This window comes from Kingella oralis (genome assembly GCF_014054985.1).
GTDB lineage: Bacteria > Pseudomonadota > Gammaproteobacteria > Burkholderiales > Neisseriaceae > Kingella_B > Kingella_B oralis.
The window spans coordinates 1,549,144-1,570,236 of sequence record NZ_CP059569.1 but is presented as its reverse complement, the minus strand read 5'-3'; the positions used below and the strand labels follow the sequence as shown (position 1 = coordinate 1,570,236).

The window sequence follows — 21,093 nt, the reverse complement described above, 5'->3', positions numbered from 1 at the left end:
TTGACAATCAACATGTTGGCGGTTTTCCCGTCCTAATCCAAAAGAAAGGTGAAGCTGGTGTCAAATTCGGTGGGCATGGGCTTGCCACCGCGCTAGGCAGCCTGAAACTTGGCTTCGCGCACGGCGCGGCGGGCGGCGCGGTCTAACGCCAGCGAACCGCTGGATTCAACCAACTTCACATGGCACACGCTGCCATCGGGCGCAACCTGCACGCGCAGTTTTACGATGCCTTGCTCGTTTTTGAGCCTAGCGTGTTCGGGGTTGGGCGGGTTGGGCAGTTCTATGTAGCCACCGTCCACATAGGTGTTGGCGCACGCGCAGGCGGCAGCCTGAAACGGGGTGATTAGGGCGCAGCAGGCGATAAGACTGAATAGATAATTGCGCATGGTTGAGTGTTTTTCAAAATGGGGGGTAAGTCAAAAATGGTTGATTGGCGTGGGGCGGCAGCCTGAAATGATTGCAAACGGATAGGCAGCCTGAAAACTTTGCCAAGCCTAAAATGGAACCGGAAATAGTAGCCTCCGTCATTCCCGCGCAGGCGGGAATCTTGTTTGATATTCAGAAATAATTGTAAAAACAATCAGTTGTTTAAAACTAACCAAGATTCCCGCCTGCGCGGGAATGACGGCAGTTGTTTTTCAGGCTGCCTCAATCGCGGCGTTATTTCAGCCGCATATCGCCCGTTTCCACAAAGCGTTGATGCCACGATAGGGCTTCGTTTAACAAATGTGGTGTATGCAAGCCGCCGCCTGATTGCTCGGCGCGGTTGTAGTAGTCGCGCAGCATATCGCGGTAGTCGGGGTGGGCGCAGTGGTCGATAATCAGGCGGGCGCGTTGGCGGGGCGATTTGCCGCGCAAATCCGCCATGCCTTGCTCGGTTACAATAAACATCACGTCGTGTTCGGTGTGGTCGTGGTGGGAAACCATGGGCACGATGCAAGAAATCGCGCCGTCTTTGGCAACGGAGGGGCTGACGAAGAACGAGTAATACGCATTGCGGGCAAAATCGCCTGAGCCGCCGATGCCGTTCATCATGCGCGTGCCCATGATGTGCGTGGAGTTCACGTTGCCATAAATATCGGCTTCTATCATGGCGTTCATGCCGATAACGCCTAGGCGGCGAATTAGCTCGGGGCTGTTGGTGATTTCTTGCGCTCGCAGGATGATTCTGCTGCGCAGAAAGTCAATGTTGTCGTTAAAGCGTTGCAGCGCGTCGGGGCTAAACGAGAGGGCGGTAGCGGATGCGCTCGCCATTTTGCCCGAGAGCAGCAAATCCAGCATGCCATCTTGCAGCACTTCGGTGAAGCCTGTGATGTTTTCAAAGCGGCTGTGTTGCAAGTCTGCCAGCACGGCATTGGCGACGTTGCCCACGCCCGATTGCAGCGGCAATAGGTTTTCAGGCAGTCTGCCGTGTTTGACTTCATGTTCAAAAAATTCAATGATTTGCGCGGCGATGCGTTGCGAGATGGCATCGGGTTCGGCGAATTTGCTGTTGCGGTCGGGCGCGTCGGTGAACACGATGGCGACGATTTTGTCTAAATCGCAATCAATGTAATGGCTGCCGATGCGGTCGTTGGGGTTGAGCAGCAGCAAGGGGTGGCGGTGGGGCGGCGTGCCGATGTCGGCAAACACGTCGTGCATGGTTTCCAGCTTGGCGTGTTGCTGCGTGTTCACTTCCAAGATGATTTTTTGCGCGGATTTCACCCATTGGTTGTCCGGGCCCACGCTCATGGAGGGGATGAGTTTGCCCTCTTCGGTGATGCCGACCACTTCGATAATCGCCACGTCCATCGCGCCGAAGAAGCCGAAGCGCACTTGCTGCTCAATTTGCGAAAGGTGAATATCGGTGTAGGCGATTTTGCCGGCGTTGATGTCGTTGCGCAGCGTGGGGTCGGATTGGAACGGGCTGCGCAGTTTCAGGCTGCCTGATGCAGCGAGCACGCCATCGCACTCGGGCGCGGTGGATGCGCCGGTTATCACGCTGATTTGGAAGGGTTTGCCCTCGGCATGGATGGCTTGGGCGCGCTCGGCAATCGCCGTGGGCAGGGCTTTGGGGTAGCCTGCGCCGGTGAAACCGCTCATGCCCACGAGCATGCCGTCTTGCACAAATTCGGCGGCTTCGTTGGCGGTCATAATTTTTTCGCGCAAGGCAGTGTGGCGGATGCGTTCAAGGGCGAGGGTCATGGGTGAGACTCCTATCGGTTGGGGTTCAGAACCTGCTTAAAGCCTCCGACACGGTTGCCGCTAACGTATTCTGGCTGTGCGGCTGTGTTGCAAAACTTGACAATAGTCCCGCTATTGCCTGTGTTTTGCGCCTTGCCGCACAGCCAGACTGCATCAGCGGACAACTCGCGCGGAGACTTTAAACAGGTTCTTAGGCATGAGACAGCCTGAAAAAGGGGGAAGGGGCGTTTCAGGCTGCCTTAGGGTCTGTTGACAATCAACGTTTTGGCGGATTTTGCGCCCTAAAACGGCATCTACTGCGTTGAAAATACTCGCCTATGGATGGCATAGGCTCGCATTTTCGCCTTGTATCTGCCGTTTTATGACGCAAAATCCGCTGCAAAAGTTGAATGTCAACAGACCCTAGCGTGTGCGCGAGGGTTACTCCGCCCGCGCCGTGAATACGATGTCATGAGACGATTTGCGGCAGCCTGAAAACATTTTTCGTTTAGAATCTGTATTCACTATTTGCATAGGCAGATTTGATGACATAAAAGCGCGGATACAAGGCAAAAAGCACAGCAAGGTTCAAGGTTGGACACCTTGCGCGCATTTTTAACGCAGTAGCCGCGTTTTTAGGGCATAAAAGATGCCTATGGAAATAATGAATACAGATTCTTACAATTATGTTCGCTTTTTAACGATATTTCACATTTTAATCAAGCCATGCGAAAAAAAATTATTACTTGGGCAAAGCAAGCCACACAAATGCTGCTGTTGCTGCTTGCCATCAGCCTTGCCGTGGATGCGCTGCGTGCGCCCAAATTGCCAATTCAGGCTGCCCAAACCGCGCTGCCGATTGTGCCACGCTCGCCCGATGCCGCGCCGCTTACCACCACGCTGCAAGCCGCCAGCCAAAATCAAACTCTGCTGCTGTATATCTGGGGCGCATGGTGCGGCATTTGTAAACACACCTCGCCCGTTATCCAACGCCTGCACGATGGCGGCACACCCGTGCTTAGCGTGGCATTGCGCTCGGGCAGCGACGACGATATTCGCGCCTATTTGCAACAGCAAGGCTACACCTTCCCCGCCGTGAACGATGACAACGGCGCATGGTCGCAACAATGGGGCGTGAAAGTTACGCCTACCATCGTGTTGATTAAAAACGGCAAAGTGCTGCACAGCACCACAGGGCTGGCAAGCTATTGGACGCTGAAAACGCGGATTGCGCTGGTAAATGCGCTGCATTGATAGGCGGTAGAGATGTTTTCAGGCTGCCTGAACCCGATAGGCAGCCTGAAAAAACAAAACCGCTTGGCGTTGTGCCAAACGGTTTTTTACTGGGTAGATTAGTTTTCAGGCTGCCTCAACCCGCCGCCCACAAAAAAGCCACCTTTCCCACCAAAGGCAGCCTTGCCCCTTTGTCCAAATCTTTGATTTGGGTATAAGTGAGCATCTAAATCTTTGATTTAGCTATGCGAACTTATGCAAAGCCAAAGGGGTAGTCCGCCGCGCAATGCGCAAGGTAGAAAATACCCATCTCCCCAATCAAATCGCCCGCGCCATTTTCGGCTTGCCCACCGTTTGCAACGCCCAACGAATATCCGCAAAACACACGCTGTCATCATGCGACAACACTTTGTTTTTAGCATGGCTGATATACGCCAAATTATATTGCAGCAGCAAATCCACCGCCCGCTCCTTGCCCTGCGCGATGCTGCATTGCATCAGGCTTTTGATGTTCGCCGAGATTTCATCGGCAGGCGCATCCGATGAACGCAAAGCCTGCATCACAGAAGCCAAGTTCACACGGGTAACAGTGGTTTGAAAATAATAATTGCCAGATTGCATGATAATTTAGCCTAATAAGAATAGTTGTTCTAATTTGTTTTGTTAATACGATGCTGAAACCAAAGCAACCAGCGTGCCAATTTTAAAAAACGCAGTTTTATTGCAGAAAAACGGCAAACCAAACCAACGCATCCGCAGCTGTTTTTTGGGTTAGATTTGTTAGAATTCGTCTTTTATTGATTTGCCCACAGCGTTTTGCTGTCGGCATAGGCAGCCTGAAAAGCCGTTTCAACTGTTTTCAGGCTGCCTATTGCCGTTATAATCGCCCCTTTTTTGGCAGCCTGAAACCATACAACCCATTATTTAACAAGAGATTCCAACCATGAACATCACCCAACTCCTCGCCACCGAACTCTCCGCCACCCCCGCCCAAATCACCGCCGCCGTCGCGCTGCTGGACGAAGGCGCGACCGTGCCCTTTATCGCCCGCTACCGCAAAGAAGCCACGGGTGGGCTGGACGACACCCAGCTGCGCACGCTGCAAGAGCGGCTCACCTACCTGCGCGAATTGCAGGAGCGCAAAGCCACCGTGCTTAAATCCATAGACGAGCAAGGCAAGCTCACGCCCGAGCTGCAAAGCGCGATTGAAGCGGCGGACAACAAAACCGCGCTGGAAGATTTGTACCTGCCCTACAAGCCCAAACGCCGCACCAAAGCGCAAATCGCCCGCGAACACGGTTTGCAAGATTTGGCAGACAGCATTTTTAGACAGCCTGAAAACGACCCCGAAGCCCTTGCCGCGCCGTTTGTCAGCGAACAAGTGCCCGATGTCAAAGCCGCGCTGGACGGTGCGCGCGCCATTTTGATGGAGCAGTTTGCCGAAGATGCCGAACTGATTGGGCAGCTGCGCGACAAACTGTGGCGCGAAGCCGAAGTGCACGCGCAAGTGGTTGCGGACAAAGAAGCGGACGGCGAAAAATTCAAAGACTATTTTGACTACCGCGAACGCATCGCCCAAATGCCCAGCCACCGCGCCCTTGCTGTTTTGCGTGGGCGCAACGAAGGCGTGTTGCACGCCGCGCTCAAATACCAGCCCGATGAAACGCCGATTACCGAGCAGTCCGAATACGAGCAAATTATCGCCGAGCATTTCCAAATCCGTTCGGAAAACAAATTCTTGCGCGACACCGTGCGCCTTGCGTGGCGCGCCAAAATCTTCCTGTCGCTGGAACTGGAAGCCTTTGCGCGGCTGAAAGAAGAAGCCGATGCCGATGCGATTACCGTGTTTGCCAAAAATCTTAAAGATTTACTGCTCGCCGCGCCAGCGGGCCGCCTGCCCACATTGGGTTTAGACCCCGGCTACCGCAACGGCGTGAAATGCGCGGTGGTGGACGACACGGGCAAGCTGGCGGACACCGCGATTGTTTACCTGCACCAGCCCGATGCCATGCTGGCGCGGCTGGCGCAAATGATTGAGCGCAACGGCGTGAAACTCATCGCCATCGGCAACGGCACCGCCAGCCGCGAAACCGACAAAATCGCCGCCGAACTGCTACAAAGGCAGCCTGAAATACGCAAAATCACCGTTTCCGAAGCGGGCGCGTCCGTGTATTCCGCCTCCGAACTCGCCGCCCGCGAGTTCCCCGATTTGGACGTATCCCTGCGCGGCGCGGTGTCCATTGCCCGCCGATTGCAAGACCCGCTGGCGGAACTGGTCAAAATCGACCCCAAATCCATCGGCGTGGGGCAATACCAGCACGATGTAAACCAAAGCAAGCTCGCCAAATCGCTGGACGCGGTGGTGGAAGACTGCGTGAACGCCGTCGGCGTGGACGTGAACACCGCCTCCGCCTCGCTGCTCGCCCGCATTTCGGGGCTGAACAGCACGCTGGCGCACAATATCGTTGCCTATCGCGATGAAAACGGCGCGTTTGACAGCCGCAAGCAACTGTTGAAAGTGCCGCGCCTTGGCGAAAAAACCTTTGAGCAGGCGGCAGGCTTTTTGCGCATCAACGGCGGCAGCGAACCGTTGGACGCATCAGCCGTCCACCCCGAAGCCTATCCCGTGGTCGCCAAAATGCTGGCAAAACAAGGCATCACCGCCGCCGAGCTGATTGGCAACCGCAGCCAAATCGCCCAAATTCAGGCTGCCGACTTTATTGACGAACGCTTCGGCTTGCCCACCGTGCGAGACATTCTGGCGGAATTGGAAAAACCAGGGCGCGACCCGCGCGGCGAGTTCCAAACCGCCGCCTTCGCCGAAGGCGTGCACGACATGAACGACCTGCAAGTTGGCATGGTGCTGGAAGGCGTGGTGAGCAACGTTGCCAACTTCGGCGCATTCGTGGACATCGGCGTGCATCAAGACGGGCTGGTGCACATCTCCGCGCTCGCCGACCGCTTCGTGCAAGACCCGCGCGACGTGGTAAAAGCGGGCGACGTGGTCAAAGTGAAAGTGCTGGAAGTGGACGTGCCGCGCAAACGCATCGCGCTCACCATGCGGCTGAATGATGAGGCAGGCGCGGAAAAACGCGGCAGGCAGCCTGAAAATGAAAGTAGCCGCAACCCGCGTAGCCCAAGCAACGGCAACCGAGGCAGCCTGAAAAACGGCAAGGCACAACGGGAACGCGCTCCGCAAAATAGCGCGATGGCAGATGCGTTGGCGAAGTTGAAAAGGTAGGCAGAGGCAGCCTGAAAACGCCAAAGGCAGCCTGAAAATGGTTTTCAGGCTGCCTCCACCCATTCATTCCACCGAAAGACAATTCCATGAACGCTACCGACTTTATCCCAGCCCACCTAATCTCCGACACGCCGCCCGATGGTTCACCACCGCCTAAAAAAGGTCATACTGCTCCCTTGTTGCTCAGCAAGGAGTTGTTCAATGAACTCGGCATTGCCGATGCCCAAACTTGTGGCATCGTTATCGGCTACGGCGAAGCTATGAAACCCACTATCAGCGGCAAATGCGAGCTGCTGGTTGATTTGTCTGATAACAAATTAGCCGAGGGCAATATTTATGTGCTGGAAATTGGCAGCCGAGCCCTTATCCGTCGTGTGAAGCTGCTGCTGCGCCAAATCATTCTCGCTTGCGACAATCCTAACTATCCCGACATGGTGGTTGAAGGCGAAGACCTGTCTCGTTTAAAAGTGATTGGGCGCGTGCGCTATATCGGACAGCGGGTATAAGCAGAGACACCAAAGGCAGCCTGAAAACGCTTCAAACCCGTTTTCAGGCTGCCTTATTGCTGCTTAAATCTTACGCCACTTCAAAAATCTCCCGCAGCAACACTTTATAAAACGCAAACGCTTCCAGCGCGCCTTTGAGCGCGGTTTCTTGTTCTTCCGCGTTCAGCGGCAGTTGGTTGAATTTGCCGACAAACGCGCGCCAGTGTTTGCCGCGCCCGTCCATGTGCGGGGCAAGGTGGCGTGCGCCGTGGCTTTCGTTGTAGCCCAGATTGTTTTGTGCGTCTTTAAACAAAAACGCTGCGCCCAAGTTTGAGCCTTCGGCGCAATAGAGCCAGCCGATGGCTTCTGCGCCTTGCGGGGCGGGGATGGCGGCGCGGATGTGGGCTTCTTGTGCGTTGAGGTCGCGCAAATCGGTGATGACGTCGTCGTAGCGGGCGAGTGCAGCCAAGCCGTCAATGTGTTGGTTTAGCGTTGGATTTTTATATACGTCGTCCACAATTTTGTGGAACACGGCTTGCAGTTGCAAGAAGCGGGTGTAGTTTTCGGGCGTGCTAAATGGTTGAACTGACATCACTAAATCGTCCACGCTTTGATGCGTGGCGCGGGTGTTGGCTTTTAGAAATGCTGCCAATTCGCGTGGCTCGTGTTGTTCTGGGTGATGGTGGTGGTGAGACATGGTTTTTTTCCTTTGTAGTGGGGTTGAAAGGGTTTTCAGGCTGCCTAAATGGGGTTTAGGCTATTTGAGGCAGCCTGAAAACGGTAAAACGGGTTAAAACTTGTATTCCAGCGATACGGAATAATTGCGCCCTGGGGCATAGAAGCGCGCCAAGCCTTTGCCGTCTTTATCCACCGAGCCTGTGGTGCTGCGGATGTTGATGCTGCGGAAGCTGTCCCAAGTGGCATAGCGGCGGTTGGTTAAGTTATAAACGCCTGCGCGGAGGGTAAGGTTTTTGGTGGGGCGAACATAGCCAAACACGTCCAGCACCACTGCGGAGCGGTTTAAATAGGGGAAGGTTTCTTTGCTTTCCACCGCTTCAACGTGGCGTTTGCTGCAATAGGTGTAGGTTTCGCCTGTCCACCAATCTTCTTCGGTTTCATAGGCCAGGCAGGTTTCTTTTTGCTCGTGGTGCAGGATTTTCGCGTCTTTGGCTTTTTTCGCGCCCATATAGGTTAAGCGCGAGAAAATCCCCCAGCGCTGCTCGGGATGCTCGTAGTCCAAGCCAATCACGGCTTTGATGGGTTGCAAGGGCAGTTGGCTTAATCCGTTGTTGAGCCTGCCTTTGCTGTATCCCAAGCTGCCCATTAGCGAGAAGCCTTTGGGCAGTTTCAGGCTGCCTGAAAACTCCAAGCCGCTGATGCGCGCTTTATCCACGTTCACCATTTGTTGATAAAGCTGCATCCGCCCGTTTTCAATCGGTGCGTTTTCCTGTTCAAAAATGAAGTTTTTATAACGGGTGTGATACGCGCTCAAATCCATTTTGCCAAAGCGACCGTTGCCCGATAGCGTGATGGTTTGATTCAGGCTGCGTTCGGCTTTCAAATTGGGGTTGGCAAGCCAGTTGCCAGCGGGGTGTTTGTAGGTGAAATACATTTCCGAAGCGGTGGGGATGCGGTAGCCCGTGGTTACTTGGTAGTTCAACCGCCAAGCATCGTTCATGCGCCATTGCGTATCCACAAAGCCGTTCCAAGCGCGAAACGAGCCGGGCGCGGGGATGGTGGTTTCGCACGCGTTGCAGGTTTCGTTTAACGCTTGCGGGTTTAGGCGCGTGTGGTCGTACCGCACGCCGATTTGGTTGGAAAAGCGGTCGTTCCATTGGATGCTGTCTAACAGCGAAAAGCCAAACTGCCGCGTTTGCACGGGATGCTGAATGGTGCTTTTCACGTTATACACTTTGCCGTCAAGGTAATAAGAATCGCTGTTGATGTTTTTGAAATCGCGCTTGCTCACAAACGTTTTAAACGACAATTGGTGCGTGCCGCCCCATTGGAACGGCTTGCCGTCCAAGCTCAGGCTCAAACGGTGGAACGTGGTTTTCATGCGGCGGTCGTATACCTCGTCCAAATCTTTTTTGCTGTAATCCAACGGGAAATCGGGCTTGCTCCAATCGCGCGGATACGAGCCTTTGTCGCTCACCGAAGCCAAATCGGTTTTTTGGTAGTCAAATTCGGTTTTCACCAAGCTCAAATAGCGGGCGGGCGCAAATTCGTGATACAGATGCAGATTGCGGCGGTAGTTGATGTCGTCTGCCTCGCGCCAACTGCTTTCTTGCAGATTGTAAGACAGCTCGTTCACGCGGTTGTGCCCTTGCTGCCCGTTAAACGCCACGCCCACACGCTGGTTATCGGTCAATTGCCAATTAAATTTGCTCAAAAAGCTGTGGTATTTGTGTCTGGCAGGGTCGGGAATGCCGCGCGCGCTGCCGATGGTATCTTCGCCTTTGCCTGAGCTTTTGGTTTCGTGTCCCCGGCGTTGGGAATACAGCAGCATAAAGTCGGCGCGTTCGTTGCCGGTTGCCAAGCCCACGGTATTTGCCCATTCGCGGTTTTTGGACGCATAGCCGCTTCTAATCAAGCCGCCAAACCGGTTGTCGTCTTGCAGCAGATTGCCCGCGTCCAGCGTGCGATAGTTCACGCCGCCGCCCAATGCGCCGCTGCCCATGCTGAACGAATTGGCGCCTTTTTCCACATCAATGCCGCGCACCAGTTCGGTGTCGATGCTCATGCGCGAATTGTTGAAATTGCCATAGCGCGCATACAGCGAGTTTTCTTCGGAATCGGGCAGCGATACGCCGTCAATGCTCACGCCCACGCGGTTGCCTTCCACGCCGCGCATGGCAAAGCCTTTGCTGTGGCGCGTTCCGCTTTGGCTCACGCCCACATCGGGCGAATAGCGCACCAAATCGTTGTTGTCGCGGATGAGCTCGCGGTCGATGTCTTCGCGTTTTTTGTGTTCGGCGGTGTTTTGCTTGGCAAGCCGTTTGCCGCTCACTTGTATGTTTTGCAGGGTTTGCTCGGCAGGAGCGGAAACTGCCTGCGCCGAATATGCAGACAATACGGCAAGCAGGCAGATTTTGAGGGTTGGTTGGATATTTCTCATGGGGTTTCTTTGAATAAGAATTATTATTAAAAACGCGGATTGTAAAAAGAACGGAATAAGATGTAAAGATGGGTTAAAAGCGGAATTAAATAAGAATTTGTATCAAAAAGGAAAAAAGTGCGGGATGGGCTGGGCAATGGCGGGAAGAGGGCGATGCGGTTGCGATGGGCATCGCCCAAATAAAACCAATCAGGCAGCCTGAAAACGGTTTCAGGCTGCCTGATTGATGATAGGGGCTTTACTCTTCGCTGTTGTCCACGCTCACGTTGTAATCAATCGGCGTGGGCTGCGGTTGGTTTTCAGGCTGCTTTTTGTGGCCGGACAGGCGTTTGAGATAGGCTTCGTCGATGTCGCCCGTGATGTATTCGCCGTTGAAGCAGGAGGAATCCAAGCCTTCGATTTTGGGATTGAGCCTGCGGATGATGGCTTCCAGCCCGGCCAAATCTTGGAACACGCAGGCATCGGCATTGATTTCGCGGGCGATTTCGGCGGCGGTGCGGTTGTGGGCGATAAGTTCCTCGCACGTGGGCATGTCGATGCCGTACACGTTGGGGTAGCGCACTTCGGGGGCGGCGGAGGCGATGTAGATTTTGTTTGCGCCGCTTTCGCGCACCATGTCCACGATTTCGCGGCTGGTGGTGCCGCGCACGATGCTGTCGTCCACCAATAGCACGTTGCGCCCTTTGAATTCGCTGGGGATAGTGTTGAGCTTTTGCCGCACGGATTTTTTGCGCGTGGCTTGGCCGGGCATGATGAAGGTGCGCCCGATGTAGCGGTTTTTAATCAGCCCTTCGCGGTAGGGTTTGCCCAGCGCGCGGGCAAGTTCCAATGCGCTGGGGCGGCTGGTGTCGGGGATGGGCATCACGACATCAATGGCGTTGATGTTGATTTCGCGTTTGATTTTTTCAGCCAGCAGCACGCCCATGTCCACGCGGGCTTGGTACACGGACACGCCGTCCATGATGGTGTCGGGGCGGGCGAAATAAACGTATTCAAACAGGCAGGGGTTTAGGCGCGGGTGTTCGGCGCATTGGCGGGTGTGCAGCGTGCCGTCGAATTCGATGAACACGGCTTCGCCTGCTTGGATGTCGCGCTCAAAGTGGTACGACAAGCCGCCGAATACCACGTTTTCGGAGGCAACCGCCCATGAGGTTTTGCCGTTTTTTTCTTGCTTGCCCAGCACCAGCGGGCGGATGCCGTTGGGGTCGCGGAAGGCGAGCATGCCGTAGCCCGCTATCATGGCAACGATGGCATACGCGCCGCGCACGCGTTTGTGCACTCGGGCGACGGCATCAAAGATGTTGTTTACAGTGAGATGCAGCGGGTCGGCGTTTTGGCTGACGGCTTGGCGCAGCTCGTGGGCGAACACGTTGAGCAGGACTTCGCTGTCAGATTGGGTGTTTACATGGCGCAGGTATTGGGTATAGACCTCTTGGTGCAGCTCGGCGGTGTTGGTGAGATTGCCGTTGTGTGCCAACACGATGCCAAAGGGGGAGCTGACGTAAAAGGGCTGGGCTTCGGCGGGGCTGCCTGCGTTGCCTGCGGTGGGATAACGAACGTGGGCGATGCCGGCGTTGCCGTGCAAATCGCGCATGTGGCGGGTGCGGAACACTTCGCGCACCATGCCTTTGCCTTTGTGCATATGAAAATAGCTGTTTTGCGTGGTTACGATGCCGGCCGCGTCTTGCCCGCGGTGTTGCAGCATTTGCAAGCCGTCATACAAAAGTTGGTTTACGGGTTCGTGTGATACAAGTCCTAATACGCCGCACATGGGGGTCTCCGTGGAGTGGGGTTGAGATGGGGTTGGGTTTTTTGCGATGAAGGCTGTGATGAGGCAGCCTGAAACAGGTTTTGCACTTGGCAAGCGGGTAGGGCGGGCGGATGGGTTTTCAGGCTGCCTTTGGGCGGGCGAACCGGCTTGTTTCAGCCATCACGCGATAGCAATCAGGCAGCCTGAAAACGCTTTGCCGGTTAGCTTGAAGCCGTTGCCCAACCCGGCAGCCAATGGAGCGGCGGGGGCTTGTCGCCAAATGGTTTATGAAACAGAGTATGGCTGATTGACCAAGATATCGGCGGCTGCCGACGCGCCGACATTCCCATGCCTGCCGTGATGCTTTCGCGCCGTTTCAGGCTGCCTACTCTACCGCCGCCCAAAATTTAAGGACTACCCGCATCCCGCGCACCTTGCCGATGCGCCAAATGCCGATAGCCCTAAGGGGATTGCTTTGCGTTGGATTTATTTTTGCCGGCACGTTTTTTCGCGCCGTCTTTGGGGTTTTTCAGGCTGCCTGCATCATGGTTTTTGTCGCTTTTATCCTTTTTCAGGCTGCCTTTGCCGTCCGCGTTTGATTCGGCTGCATGGGCGCGATGGGCTTTGGTGCTGTTTACGCCGTTGCCCGCGCCATTTACGTTCGCGCCATTTGCACCGTTGCCCGCTGCCCCGTTTGCCCCGCCGTTTCCTGCTTTGGGCAATGCTCCCAAGGGGAGCGCGGTATCCGTGTGGTCAAAATTGACCTGTTTGGCTAGGAATTCGGGCAGATAGGGCGTGCCCATCAGCGCGATGCTTTCAAAAAACGGCGCGCTGATGGAATCGCGCCATTCGCTGCTTTTGGGCAAATCGCTAAACGCGCACAGCAACACCGTGATGCTCACCACCAACACGCCTTTCAGGCTGCCTAACGCCGCGCCGCCAATGCGGTTGAGTGTGGATAAATGCGCTTTTTTAATCACCAAATCAAACACTTGGTGCGTAAACGCCAACATCAAACGCGCGGCAAAATAAGTCGCCACAAACGCGCACACTACCGCCAACTCGCGCGGCTGCATGGAGGAAAACATAAAATTGGACACATCCACCGCCAAAAAACGCGCAATCGCCAACGCCACCAGCCAGCCCACAAACGAAAACACTTCGCCCATCAGCCCGCGCATGGCAGAAAGCACGATGCAGAAGAGGATGGTGCCGAATGCGAAGAGGTCAAAAGTGGTCATGGCGATGCTTTGCGGTTGTTAGGGCGATTGTTTCGCGGCTATTTTTGTTCCAGCACGATGCCGCCCAAGCCGCGCGCTTTCAATTTGCCGGCGGCGATTTCGGCTTCCGATTTGTTGGGGAAAGAGCCTGTTTTCAAGCGATAGACTTTGCCTTTGTCGGTAACGACTTCTTCGATGGACGAAGAATAGTTCAGCCCTTTCATTTTCTGCTGCGCGGCTTTGGCAGCGGCGATGTCGCGGTAGGCGCCCACTTGCACGCTGGCGCGTTTTTCTCTGTTGTCTTTGCTGGCTACGGCTTTCTCTGGCTGCTTGGGCACGGTTTTGTTGGCGGCTTTGTCGTCGGCTTTTTTCGGCGCGGCTTTGGCTTGTGCGGCACGTTCGGCAGCGGCTTTTTGCTGTGCCAACAGTTTGGCGCGTTCGGCGCGGCGGGCTTCATCGGCAGCGGCTTTTTGCTCGGCGGCGCGTTCCAACGCGGCTTTTTGTTTGGCGGCGCGTTCGGCTTCGGCTTTGGCAACCACTTCTTGCGCTTGTTTGCGGCGGACTTCGTCGGCGCGGGCTTTGGCGATGCGTTCTTGCTCGGCGCGGGCGCGGGCTTCGGCGCGTTCTTGGCGGGCTTCGGCACGTTTGCGGGCGGCTTCTTCGCGCGCTTGTTGTTGCTCTAAGCGGCGTTGCTCGCGGGCTTTGCGTTGTTCTTCGCGGCGCAAACGGCGTTGCTCTTCAAGGCTGGCTTGGCTGTCGGCATCGGCAAGCGTGGGCGCGGTATCGGCGGCAGGCGTTTGGCTGCGCGGTTTCGCGCTGGTGTTGTCTTGCGCCAACGGTGGCACAGGCTTCACGCGCGTCCTGGGCGAGCTGGACGTAATAGGGCGGCTGGCTTCGGCGGCGGTTAAAGTGGGCACAGTGGAAGCGGTTTGCGGGGCAACGCCGCTGGGGCGCAACACTTCGGTGGTTACTTTTTGCTGCTGCTGCGGTTGCGCCATTTTGGGTTCAATGTTGTCTTTGGGTCCGTTGCTGGCGACGGCAACAAACAAGCCCCCTGCCAACACGGTAATCGCGCCTGCGCCGATTAGGCGGCGGCGGTTTTTGTTTTTCAGGTGCTCGTATTCGTCTAAAACGTCTTGGTTTTGCGGTTCGGGTTGGTTTTGGGGTTCTGGATTCATGTTGACGGGTCTTTCTGATGATGCGGCGGCGGCTTGGGCGGGCAAGCTGCCTAAAACTTCGGCTACGGTGTGGAACGAGCCGAATACAATTATTCTATCATTTTCCGTAACTTGCGATAAGGCGGCGGTGTAGGCAGCCTGAATGGTGTTGTAGGGATGGATGGGCTGGATGTCATGTTTTTTCAGCTTGGCGGTGAGCGCGGTGAGCGTCATGCCGCGCGGCAGGTCTAGCGGGGCGATATACCATTCGTCGATGCTGCCTTGCAGGGTGTTGATAACGGCATCGCTGTCTTTATCGGCAAGGATGCTGAACACGGCAATCGTGCGTTTGGCGGGCAGGGCGTTGAGGCTGCTGGCAAGGGCGCGGGCGGCGTGCGGGTTGTGCGCCACGTCTAAAATGATTTCAGGCTGCCGTTGGATGATTTGGAAACGCGCGGTGTTTTGCGCTTGGGCGATGCCTTGCGCCAACGCTTCGTTGCTCACGGGCAGCTGCTGTCGCATGATTTGCACGGCGGCGACGGCGCAAGCGGCGTTGTTAAACTGAAACGGCCCTTGCAAGGCGGGCAGCGGTAAATCGATTTTCAGGCTGCTGTTGTTGGCCTGCCATTGCCAGCTGTCGATGCGGGTGAGATAGGAAAATTGGTGATTGAGTTGCAACAGTTTGGCGCCGATGTTTTTGGCGTGTTGCCCCAGCGAATGTGGCGCGGGGTCTTGCCCGAAAATGGCGGGTTTGCCTGCGCGGAAAATGCCGGCTTTTTCTTTGGCGATTTGCTCCACGGTGTCGCCCAGATAGGCTTGGTGCTCCAAATCCACGCTGGTAACAATGGCGCAATCGGCATCAAAAGCATTGACGGCATCCAGCCGCCCGCCCAAGCCGACTTCCAAAATCATCACGTCCACTTGATGCAGCCTGAAAATATCCACCGCGGCTAAGGTGTTGAATTCAAAATAGGTGAGCGACACGTCGCCGCGCGCGGCTTCAATGCGCTCAAATGCGGCAACGATGTCTTCGTCGCTCACGGGCTGGCTGTTGATGGCGATGCGTTCGTTAAAGCGCAGCAGGTGCGGACTGGTGAGCGTGCCGACTTTATAGCCCGCTGCGGCATAGATGTGCGACAAAAAGGCGCAGGTTGAGCCTTTGCCGTTGGTGCCGCCCACGATGATGACGGGGCAGGATGGGACAAGGTCCATCGCGTTTTTTACTTGGGTTACGCGGGTCAAACCCATGTCGATGGTGGTGGGATGGGCGGTTTCTAAATGGGCGAGCCATTGGGGGAGCGTTTTGCTTTGCATTTTTTATAGACTGCTTATGGTTATCGAGAGTTGTGTGTCATTGAACGGGCGGATGCCCGGCCTGTGTTTTCAGGCTGCCGAAATAGATTTCAGGCTGCCCAAACAATGCTTTCAGGCAGCCTGAAAATCGGTTTACGATTGTCGCGCGTTTTTTTGTAGCACAACGACTTGTTCTACTTTTTGGGGTTCGGTTTTAGGCGCTTGTTCCGCCACGGGCGCAACAGGGTTGGCGGGCTGCGCGGGGGCGGCAGCGGTGCCCACATCAGGCTCGTTGCCCGCCTGCATGCGTTTGATGTTGTCGCGGTGGCGGACGATGACCAGCGCGCCCACCGCCATCAGCGACCAGCCCCAGCTCGGATGATAGGGGTGCTGTATCACGATAAACGCGACAAACGGCGCGCCCGCGGCGGCAACCAAAGCGGCGAGCGAAGATTTTTTAAACTTGAACGCAATCGTCGCCCAAATCAGCGCCACCCAAAACGCCGTCCAAAACGACATCGCCAAAATCACGCCAAAGCCTGTTGCCACGCCTTTTCCGCCTTTAAAACCGAAGAAAATCGGATACATATGCCCCAGCACCACGGCAACCGCCGCCAAGGCAATGGTGTAATCGGGCAAGTTCAGCCATGTGGTCAGGCAGCGCGCCAAGCCGATGGCGAGCAAGCCTTTGAATGCGTCGCCCAGCAGGGTGTAGGCGGCTGCTTTTTTGTTACCGCTGCGCAGCACGTTGGTGGCGCCGGGGTTGCCCGAGCCGTAGGTTTTGGGGTCGGGCAAGTCCATTTTTTTGGAAACCAAAACGGCGGTGGAAACAGAGCCGATTAAATAAGCCACTACCGCAATCATCAATGCGAATAAGAACATACAAACACCGCGCCTTTCGTTTACAATAACAAAAACCGCGCATATTTTAACGGAACTTTAAGTAAATGGACAAAATTTTCTTACACGGCATGAAAGCCGACACGCTTATTGGCGTGTACGACTGGGAGCGCCAGCAGAAACAAACGCTTATCTTGGATTTGGATGTGGTTTTGCCCGAAAACGGCCACCAAGACGACAACATTGAGCACACCATCCATTATGGCGAGATGTGCCAGCTTATCCGCCAAGAGCTTGCCGATTGCGATTTTAAGCTGCTGGAAAGCCTTGCCGAATTCGTTGCCCAGCTTGTGTTTGAACACTATCCCACACCGCAGCTGCGTTTGCGCGTGAGCAAGGCGGGCGTGTTGCCCGATGTGCGCGAAGTGGGCATTGAAATCGAACGCTATCGTGCCTAATCCTATGCGCTTGGTTTCACGCGGCAAAGCCTGTTTGGGCAGCCTGAAACGCCTTGCCCGCAAAGTCATCCGTTGGGCGCGGATTCGCTTGCGGCGCGTTGCGGGCAGCCTGAAAAGCCGTTTGCCCGGCAAGCTGGTTTTTCCTGTGGCGCTGGTGCTGCGGCAATATCGTTTTGCCCGCGCCAAATTGTTGCGCTTGCTGGCGATTAAAGGGCGCACCGCGTGGATATTTTCGCCCGCTTGCCGCACGCATTTTGTGAGCGGCGAGCATCCCGAAAGCCCGAAGCGGCTGGAAGCGATTGAGCGCGTGTTGCGCAAATCGGGCTTGTGGCATTTGCTGCAAAAAATCGAAGCGCCCGAAGTAACCGACATCCAGCTGTCGCGCGTGCACACCCGCAAGTATTTGAACAGCCTGGAAAACCAAATCCCCAGCAATGGCACGGTGAAAATTGAAGAAGACACCTATTTAAGCCGCGACACGCTCGCTGCCGCCCGCCATGCCGCTGGCGCAGCCATTAAAGCGGTGGACATGGTGATGAAAAAGCAGGCGAAAAACGCCTTTTGCGCCATCCGCCCCCCGGGGCACCACGCCCATGCCGACAAAGCCGCAGGCTTTTGTTTTATCAACAATGTTGCCGTTGCCGCCATGCACGCCATCGCCGAATACCGCTTGCAGCGCGTGGCGATTGTGGATTTTGATTTGCACCACGGCGACGGCACGGAAGACATTTTCCGCGACGACCCGCGCGTGATGCTGTTGTCGTCGTTTGAGCATCCGCTGTATCCGTTTAGCGGCGTGCCGTTTACGGGCAGCAACCCGAATGTGATTAACTCGCCGCTCAAAGCGGGCGATGGCAGCAACGAGTTTCGCGATGTGGTGCGCGCCCAATGGTTGCCGCGCCTTGCCAGCTTTCGCCCGCAGATGATATTTTTTGCCGCAGGCTTTGATGCCCACCGCAACGACGATTTGGGGCATCTGAACCTAACCGAAGCCGATTACGAATGGATTACCAAAAAAATCATGCTGATTGCCAACCGCCACAGCCAAGGGCGCATCGTTTCGGTGTTGGAAGGCGGCTACAAATTAACCAGCCTTGCCAAAAGCGCGAAGGCGCATATCGCGTGTTTGGTGAAGGCGAGTCCGTTTATTTGAGGCAGCCTGAAAACAGAAACGGATGGCTTGCCAGCCATTTCAGGCTGCCTTTTGTTGAATCCTTTGTATAACGCGCAACGGATGGAGCGTCGGCGGCTCGCCGACATCTTGGCAAAACAGTCATACTCTGTTGAATAAACCGGTTGGCAGCGAGCCGCCGCCGTTCCATTTTGGATTTCAGGCTTTTGGATTTCAGGCTGCCTCCTGTTTAAATCCTTTGCCCAACCCCAAAGGCAGCCTGAAAACGCACGAAGTGAGTTTCGGCGAAGCCAAAACAAGCGCAGCCCGTTTCATCAGCACGCCACCCTGTTTTCAGGCTGCCTTATCCTCCCAAAAAACCTTTACACCATGATCCCCAGCAAATTCCACCGCATCGGCATCCTCACCCGCCCCAACACCCCCGACATCGCCCCCGTTATCCACGACCTGATTGCCTTTTTGCACGCGCAGCGGCTCGCCATCGTCATCGACAAGCCCTGTGCCGACAACGGCTTGGTGAGCGAGCGCGACCTGCAATTTTGCGCCGTGAGCGACAACATCGGGCAAGACTGCGACCTGATTTTGGTGCTCGGCGGCGACGGCACCTTCCTATCCGCCGCCCGCAAAGCCGCGCCCTACCGCGTGCCGCTGATTGGCGTGAACCAAGGGCATCTGGGCTTTTTAACCCAAGTTTCGCGCGAAAACATGGTGGAAGAACTCAGCAAAATGCTGGCGGGCGATTATTTAGCGGACGACTGCATTTTGCTGGAAACCAGCGCGCAGCGCGGCGGCGAAGCGATTTATCACGGCATCGCGCTCAATGATGTGGTGATTTCGCGCGGCGGCGCGGGGCAGATTATTGAATTTGAAGTGTTTATCAACAACCAGTTTGTTTGTACCCAGCGCAGCGACGGCTTAATCGTTTCCACGCCCACGGGTTCAACCGCCTATTCGCTGGCGGCGGGCGGCCCGATTTTGCAAACCGCCATCCGCGCGCTCACGCTGGTACCGATTTGCCCGCAATCGATGACCAACCGCCCGATTGTGATCGGCGATGCCAACGAAATCCGCATTTTGATTACCAAAGCGGGCGACGCGCGCGTGCATTACGACGGGCAATCGTTTGTGGACATTCAAAACATGGACGAAATCATCATCCACCGCTATCACAACGAACTGCGCGTGCTGCACCCGAGCAGCTATCAGTATTACAAAACCCTGCGGCAGAAGCTGCATTGGGGCGAGCAGTTGATTTGACGTTGTGGCAATTCATGAGTTGGCAAAGGCAGCCTGAAAACGAGCAAATGCTTGTTTTCAGGCTGCCTTTATGCTGGCTTGGTTGATTGGGCAAGGTGGGCGGGCAGTTTCTTGCGCGGCTTTCGTGTTGTTGAAATCTGGTAATCGCTCAATCAGCACGATGAGTTCAAGGATTATCCAGCCTATTTTTCCTCACGCACAAGATTTCAGGCTGCCTTAATCATCAAAGGCAGCCTGAAAACAGCGTTTACCGTTGCCGCGCCTTAAATCGCGGATTGCTTTTGCAAATCACATACACCTTGCCCTTGCGGCGCACGATTTGGCAATCACGGTGGCGGTTTTTCGCCGCTTTGAGCGATGACAGCACCTGCATCTTATTTCTCCTTTTTCAGCGCAGACATCATGCCCGCATAGCGTTGGTTGAATTGGCTGGCGCGCCCCTCTTTGTTGTGCTCGCGCTGCTTGCCCGTGTAAACCGGGTGCGATGCCGATGAGGTATCCAGCATAAATACGGGATATTCCTTGCCGTCTGTCCATTGCATGGTTTTGTTGGTGGGCGCGCACGAGCGGATAAGCCAGCCCTCGTTGACGCTGCTGTCGTAAAACAGCACGGTGCGATAGTTTTCCGGATGAACGCCTTGTTTCATGCCACACTCCTTGGTAGATAAAACGTTATGGTATAACACTAGTAAGAAACATGTCAATCCTTGCGCTGGTGCCATTGGCGCAACGGCAGGCGATACAGCAGCAGCGCCGCGATAATCAGCGCGCCGCCCGTCGCTTTTTCCCACGACAATTGTTCGCCTAAAAGCAACACGCTAAACAACAGCGTCCACACGGGTTCTAACACCATAATCATCGCCGCGTTGCCAATCGGGCAGATTTTTTGCGCGTGCGTTTGCAGCAAAAAGCGCGTGTTGGTAATCACCACGATACCGATAATCAGCCACATCCAGCTGGCGGCGGAAAGCGGGAAATGCCATGTTTCAAACGCCAGCGAATAGCCGCCGCACACGATGCCCGCGCAGGCGAGCTGCACGGTGGTGAGCGGCAGCGCGTTCATGCCTTTGGAAAATTGGTTGTTCAGCACGAAAAACAGCGCGCTCATCAGCGCGGAAAGGGCGAACAAGCCGCTGCCCAGCGACATTTGCAGCGGCGATTTACCCGCGTTGAGCAAATACATACCGCAGCCTGAAATGGCGAGCGACAGCCACAGCATCGGCGAGGGGCGATGGCGAAACAGCAGCCACGATAACACGGGCGCAAGCAGCATGGATGAGCTGAGCAGCAGCGCGCCTTCGCCAAAATGGGTGCTGTGCGCCACGCCTTGAATCCAGAAAAAAATGTTGCCCGAAAACGCCGCGCCCACCGCCGCCGCGCGGGCAAATTGTCCCGCCGTCCATTGGCGAAGCTGCGGCAGCGCAAACGGCAAAAACAGCAGGGCGGCGCCAACCATGCGCGCGCCGATAAAGCCTGCGGCGGGCAGTTCTTGCAGCGCGGCTTTGGAAACAAACCAGCCGCTGGCGGCCAGTAGGGTTACGAGTATGAGCCAGAGTTCTCCGCGATAGTGGTGCATGGTTGGGCTTTCGGGTTTTCAGGCTGCCTATAAGGGCGAAAGGCAGCCTGAAAATGGGTGGTGGAATAGTGGCTAATCCCCAAAACAATCAAACGGCTGAAAGCGCATCACATTTCAGCCGTTTGCTATTTAGGAAATACAAATACAATGATTAGGGTGTGATTCCCCGT

At 55.5% G+C, this 21,093-nt stretch carries 20 protein-coding genes and 2 pseudogenes; 8 read left to right on the top strand and 14 right to left on the bottom strand.

Annotated features, from left to right (window positions below; genetic code table 11):
* Positions 1-92: 92 nt before the first annotated feature.
* Both H3L93_RS08415 and scpC read right to left on the bottom strand, forming a co-directional pair.
* Positions 93-386, bottom strand: a complete 294-nt coding sequence (locus H3L93_RS08415; protein ID WP_003794157.1) for a TonB family protein — start codon at positions 384-386, stop codon at positions 93-95.
* Positions 387-660: 274 nt separating this feature from the next.
* Positions 661-2,184, bottom strand: a complete 1,524-nt coding sequence (gene scpC / locus H3L93_RS08410; protein WP_003794158.1) for a succinyl-CoA:acetate CoA-transferase ScpC — start codon at positions 2,182-2,184, stop codon at positions 661-663.
* 705 nt (positions 2,185-2,889) lie between these two features.
* Between scpC and H3L93_RS08405 the strand changes: the two genes are divergently transcribed.
* Together H3L93_RS08405 and H3L93_RS08400 are read left to right on the top strand one after the other, a co-directional pair.
* On the top strand, positions 2,890-3,417 hold the full coding sequence (locus tag H3L93_RS08405) for a redoxin family protein (protein ID WP_003794163.1): 528 nt from the start codon (positions 2,890-2,892) through the stop codon (positions 3,415-3,417).
* A complete protein-coding gene (locus H3L93_RS08400) occupies positions 3,414-3,614 on the top strand; it encodes a hypothetical protein (protein WP_003794165.1) in 201 nt (66 codons plus the stop codon). The genes H3L93_RS08405 and H3L93_RS08400 overlap by 4 nt, the downstream gene beginning before the upstream one ends.
* A gap of 100 nt (positions 3,615-3,714) precedes the next feature.
* On the opposite strand, the gene H3L93_RS08395 is transcribed toward H3L93_RS08400, so the two are convergent.
* Positions 3,715-4,017 carry a hypothetical protein gene (locus tag H3L93_RS08395; protein ID WP_003794169.1) on the bottom strand — a complete coding sequence of 101 codons (303 nt, stop codon included), beginning with the start codon at positions 4,015-4,017 and terminating at the stop codon, positions 3,715-3,717.
* 322 nt (positions 4,018-4,339) lie between these two features.
* Between H3L93_RS08395 and H3L93_RS08390 the strand changes: the two genes are divergently transcribed.
* Both H3L93_RS08390 and H3L93_RS08385 read left to right on the top strand, forming a co-directional pair.
* Positions 4,340-6,637 (top strand): Tex family protein, encoded by a 2,298-nt coding sequence (locus H3L93_RS08390; protein ID WP_003794173.1) that lies wholly within the window; start codon positions 4,340-4,342, stop codon positions 6,635-6,637.
* 86 nt (positions 6,638-6,723) lie between these two features.
* Positions 6,724-7,143, top strand: a complete 420-nt coding sequence (locus tag H3L93_RS08385; protein WP_003794176.1) for a S24 family peptidase — start codon at positions 6,724-6,726, stop codon at positions 7,141-7,143.
* 70 nt (positions 7,144-7,213) lie between these two features.
* Here H3L93_RS08385 and H3L93_RS08380 read toward each other — a convergent pair whose 3' ends face one another.
* The 7 genes and pseudogenes from H3L93_RS08380 to plsY form a co-directional block, all read right to left on the bottom strand.
* Complete coding sequence (locus H3L93_RS08380; RefSeq protein WP_003794178.1) at positions 7,214-7,819, bottom strand: biliverdin-producing heme oxygenase; 606 nt, start codon at positions 7,817-7,819, stop codon at positions 7,214-7,216.
* A 93-nt stretch (positions 7,820-7,912) separates the two neighbouring features.
* A complete protein-coding gene (locus H3L93_RS08375) occupies positions 7,913-10,240 on the bottom strand; it encodes a TonB-dependent hemoglobin/transferrin/lactoferrin family receptor (RefSeq protein ID WP_003794179.1) in 2,328 nt (775 codons plus the stop codon).
* 238 nt (positions 10,241-10,478) lie between these two features.
* Positions 10,479-12,011, bottom strand: a complete 1,533-nt coding sequence (gene purF / locus H3L93_RS08370) for an amidophosphoribosyltransferase (protein ID WP_040558125.1) — start codon at positions 12,009-12,011, stop codon at positions 10,479-10,481.
* A 440-nt stretch (positions 12,012-12,451) separates the two neighbouring features.
* On the bottom strand, positions 12,452-13,231 hold the full coding sequence (locus H3L93_RS08365) for a CvpA family protein (RefSeq protein ID WP_003794187.1): 780 nt from the start codon (positions 13,229-13,231) through the stop codon (positions 12,452-12,454).
* Positions 13,232-13,269: 38 nt separating this feature from the next.
* Positions 13,270-14,208 carry an SPOR domain-containing protein gene (locus tag H3L93_RS13170; protein WP_246314019.1) on the bottom strand — a complete coding sequence of 313 codons (939 nt, stop codon included), beginning with the start codon at positions 14,206-14,208 and terminating at the stop codon, positions 13,270-13,272.
* 222 nt (positions 14,209-14,430) lie between these two features.
* Positions 14,431-15,681: pseudogene (gene folC / locus H3L93_RS13165) on the bottom strand (bifunctional tetrahydrofolate synthase/dihydrofolate synthase); the annotation flags it as partial.
* Positions 15,682-15,936: 255 nt separating this feature from the next.
* A pseudogene (gene plsY, locus H3L93_RS08355) lies at positions 15,937-16,542 on the bottom strand (glycerol-3-phosphate 1-O-acyltransferase PlsY); the annotation flags it as partial.
* 65 nt (positions 16,543-16,607) lie between these two features.
* On the opposite strand from plsY, the gene folB reads away from it, so the two are divergent.
* Positions 16,608-16,958 carry a dihydroneopterin aldolase gene (folB, locus tag H3L93_RS08350; protein WP_003794195.1) on the top strand — a complete coding sequence of 117 codons (351 nt, stop codon included), beginning with the start codon at positions 16,608-16,610 and terminating at the stop codon, positions 16,956-16,958.
* Complete coding sequence (locus H3L93_RS08345) at positions 16,933-18,111, top strand: histone deacetylase family protein (RefSeq protein WP_246313968.1); 1,179 nt, start codon at positions 16,933-16,935, stop codon at positions 18,109-18,111. Before folB ends, H3L93_RS08345 begins: the two co-directional genes overlap by 26 nt.
* Here H3L93_RS08345 and H3L93_RS13365 read toward each other — a convergent pair.
* Positions 18,104-18,235, bottom strand: coding sequence for a hypothetical protein (locus tag H3L93_RS13365; protein WP_003794201.1), 132 nt, complete (start codon positions 18,233-18,235; stop codon positions 18,104-18,106). The two genes, H3L93_RS08345 and H3L93_RS13365, sit on opposite strands and share 8 nt — an antisense overlap.
* Before the next feature lie 6 nt (positions 18,236-18,241).
* Between H3L93_RS13365 and H3L93_RS08340 the strand changes: the two genes are divergently transcribed.
* Both H3L93_RS08340 and H3L93_RS08335 read left to right on the top strand, forming a co-directional pair.
* Positions 18,242-18,463, top strand: coding sequence for a hypothetical protein (locus H3L93_RS08340; RefSeq protein ID WP_003794203.1), 222 nt, complete (start codon positions 18,242-18,244; stop codon positions 18,461-18,463).
* A complete protein-coding gene (locus H3L93_RS08335; protein ID WP_040558331.1) occupies positions 18,463-19,347 on the top strand; it encodes an NAD(+)/NADH kinase in 885 nt (294 codons plus the stop codon). Before H3L93_RS08340 ends, H3L93_RS08335 begins: the two co-directional genes overlap by 1 nt.
* 247 nt (positions 19,348-19,594) lie before the next feature.
* Here the strand turns inward: H3L93_RS08335 and ykgO are convergent, their stop codons facing one another.
* From ykgO to H3L93_RS08320, 3 genes are read right to left on the bottom strand one after another with little or no spacing between them, the layout of a single operon-like run.
* Positions 19,595-19,720, bottom strand: coding sequence for a type B 50S ribosomal protein L36 (gene ykgO, locus H3L93_RS08330; protein WP_003794208.1), 126 nt, complete (start codon positions 19,718-19,720; stop codon positions 19,595-19,597).
* A 1-nt stretch (position 19,721) separates the two neighbouring features.
* Entirely contained in the window at positions 19,722-19,994 is a 273-nt protein-coding gene (locus H3L93_RS08325; RefSeq protein ID WP_003794211.1) for a type B 50S ribosomal protein L31, read from the bottom strand.
* A gap of 53 nt (positions 19,995-20,047) precedes the next feature.
* Positions 20,048-20,923, bottom strand: coding sequence for a DMT family transporter (locus tag H3L93_RS08320; RefSeq protein ID WP_003794212.1), 876 nt, complete (start codon positions 20,921-20,923; stop codon positions 20,048-20,050).
* Positions 20,924-21,093: the final 170 nt, after the last annotated feature.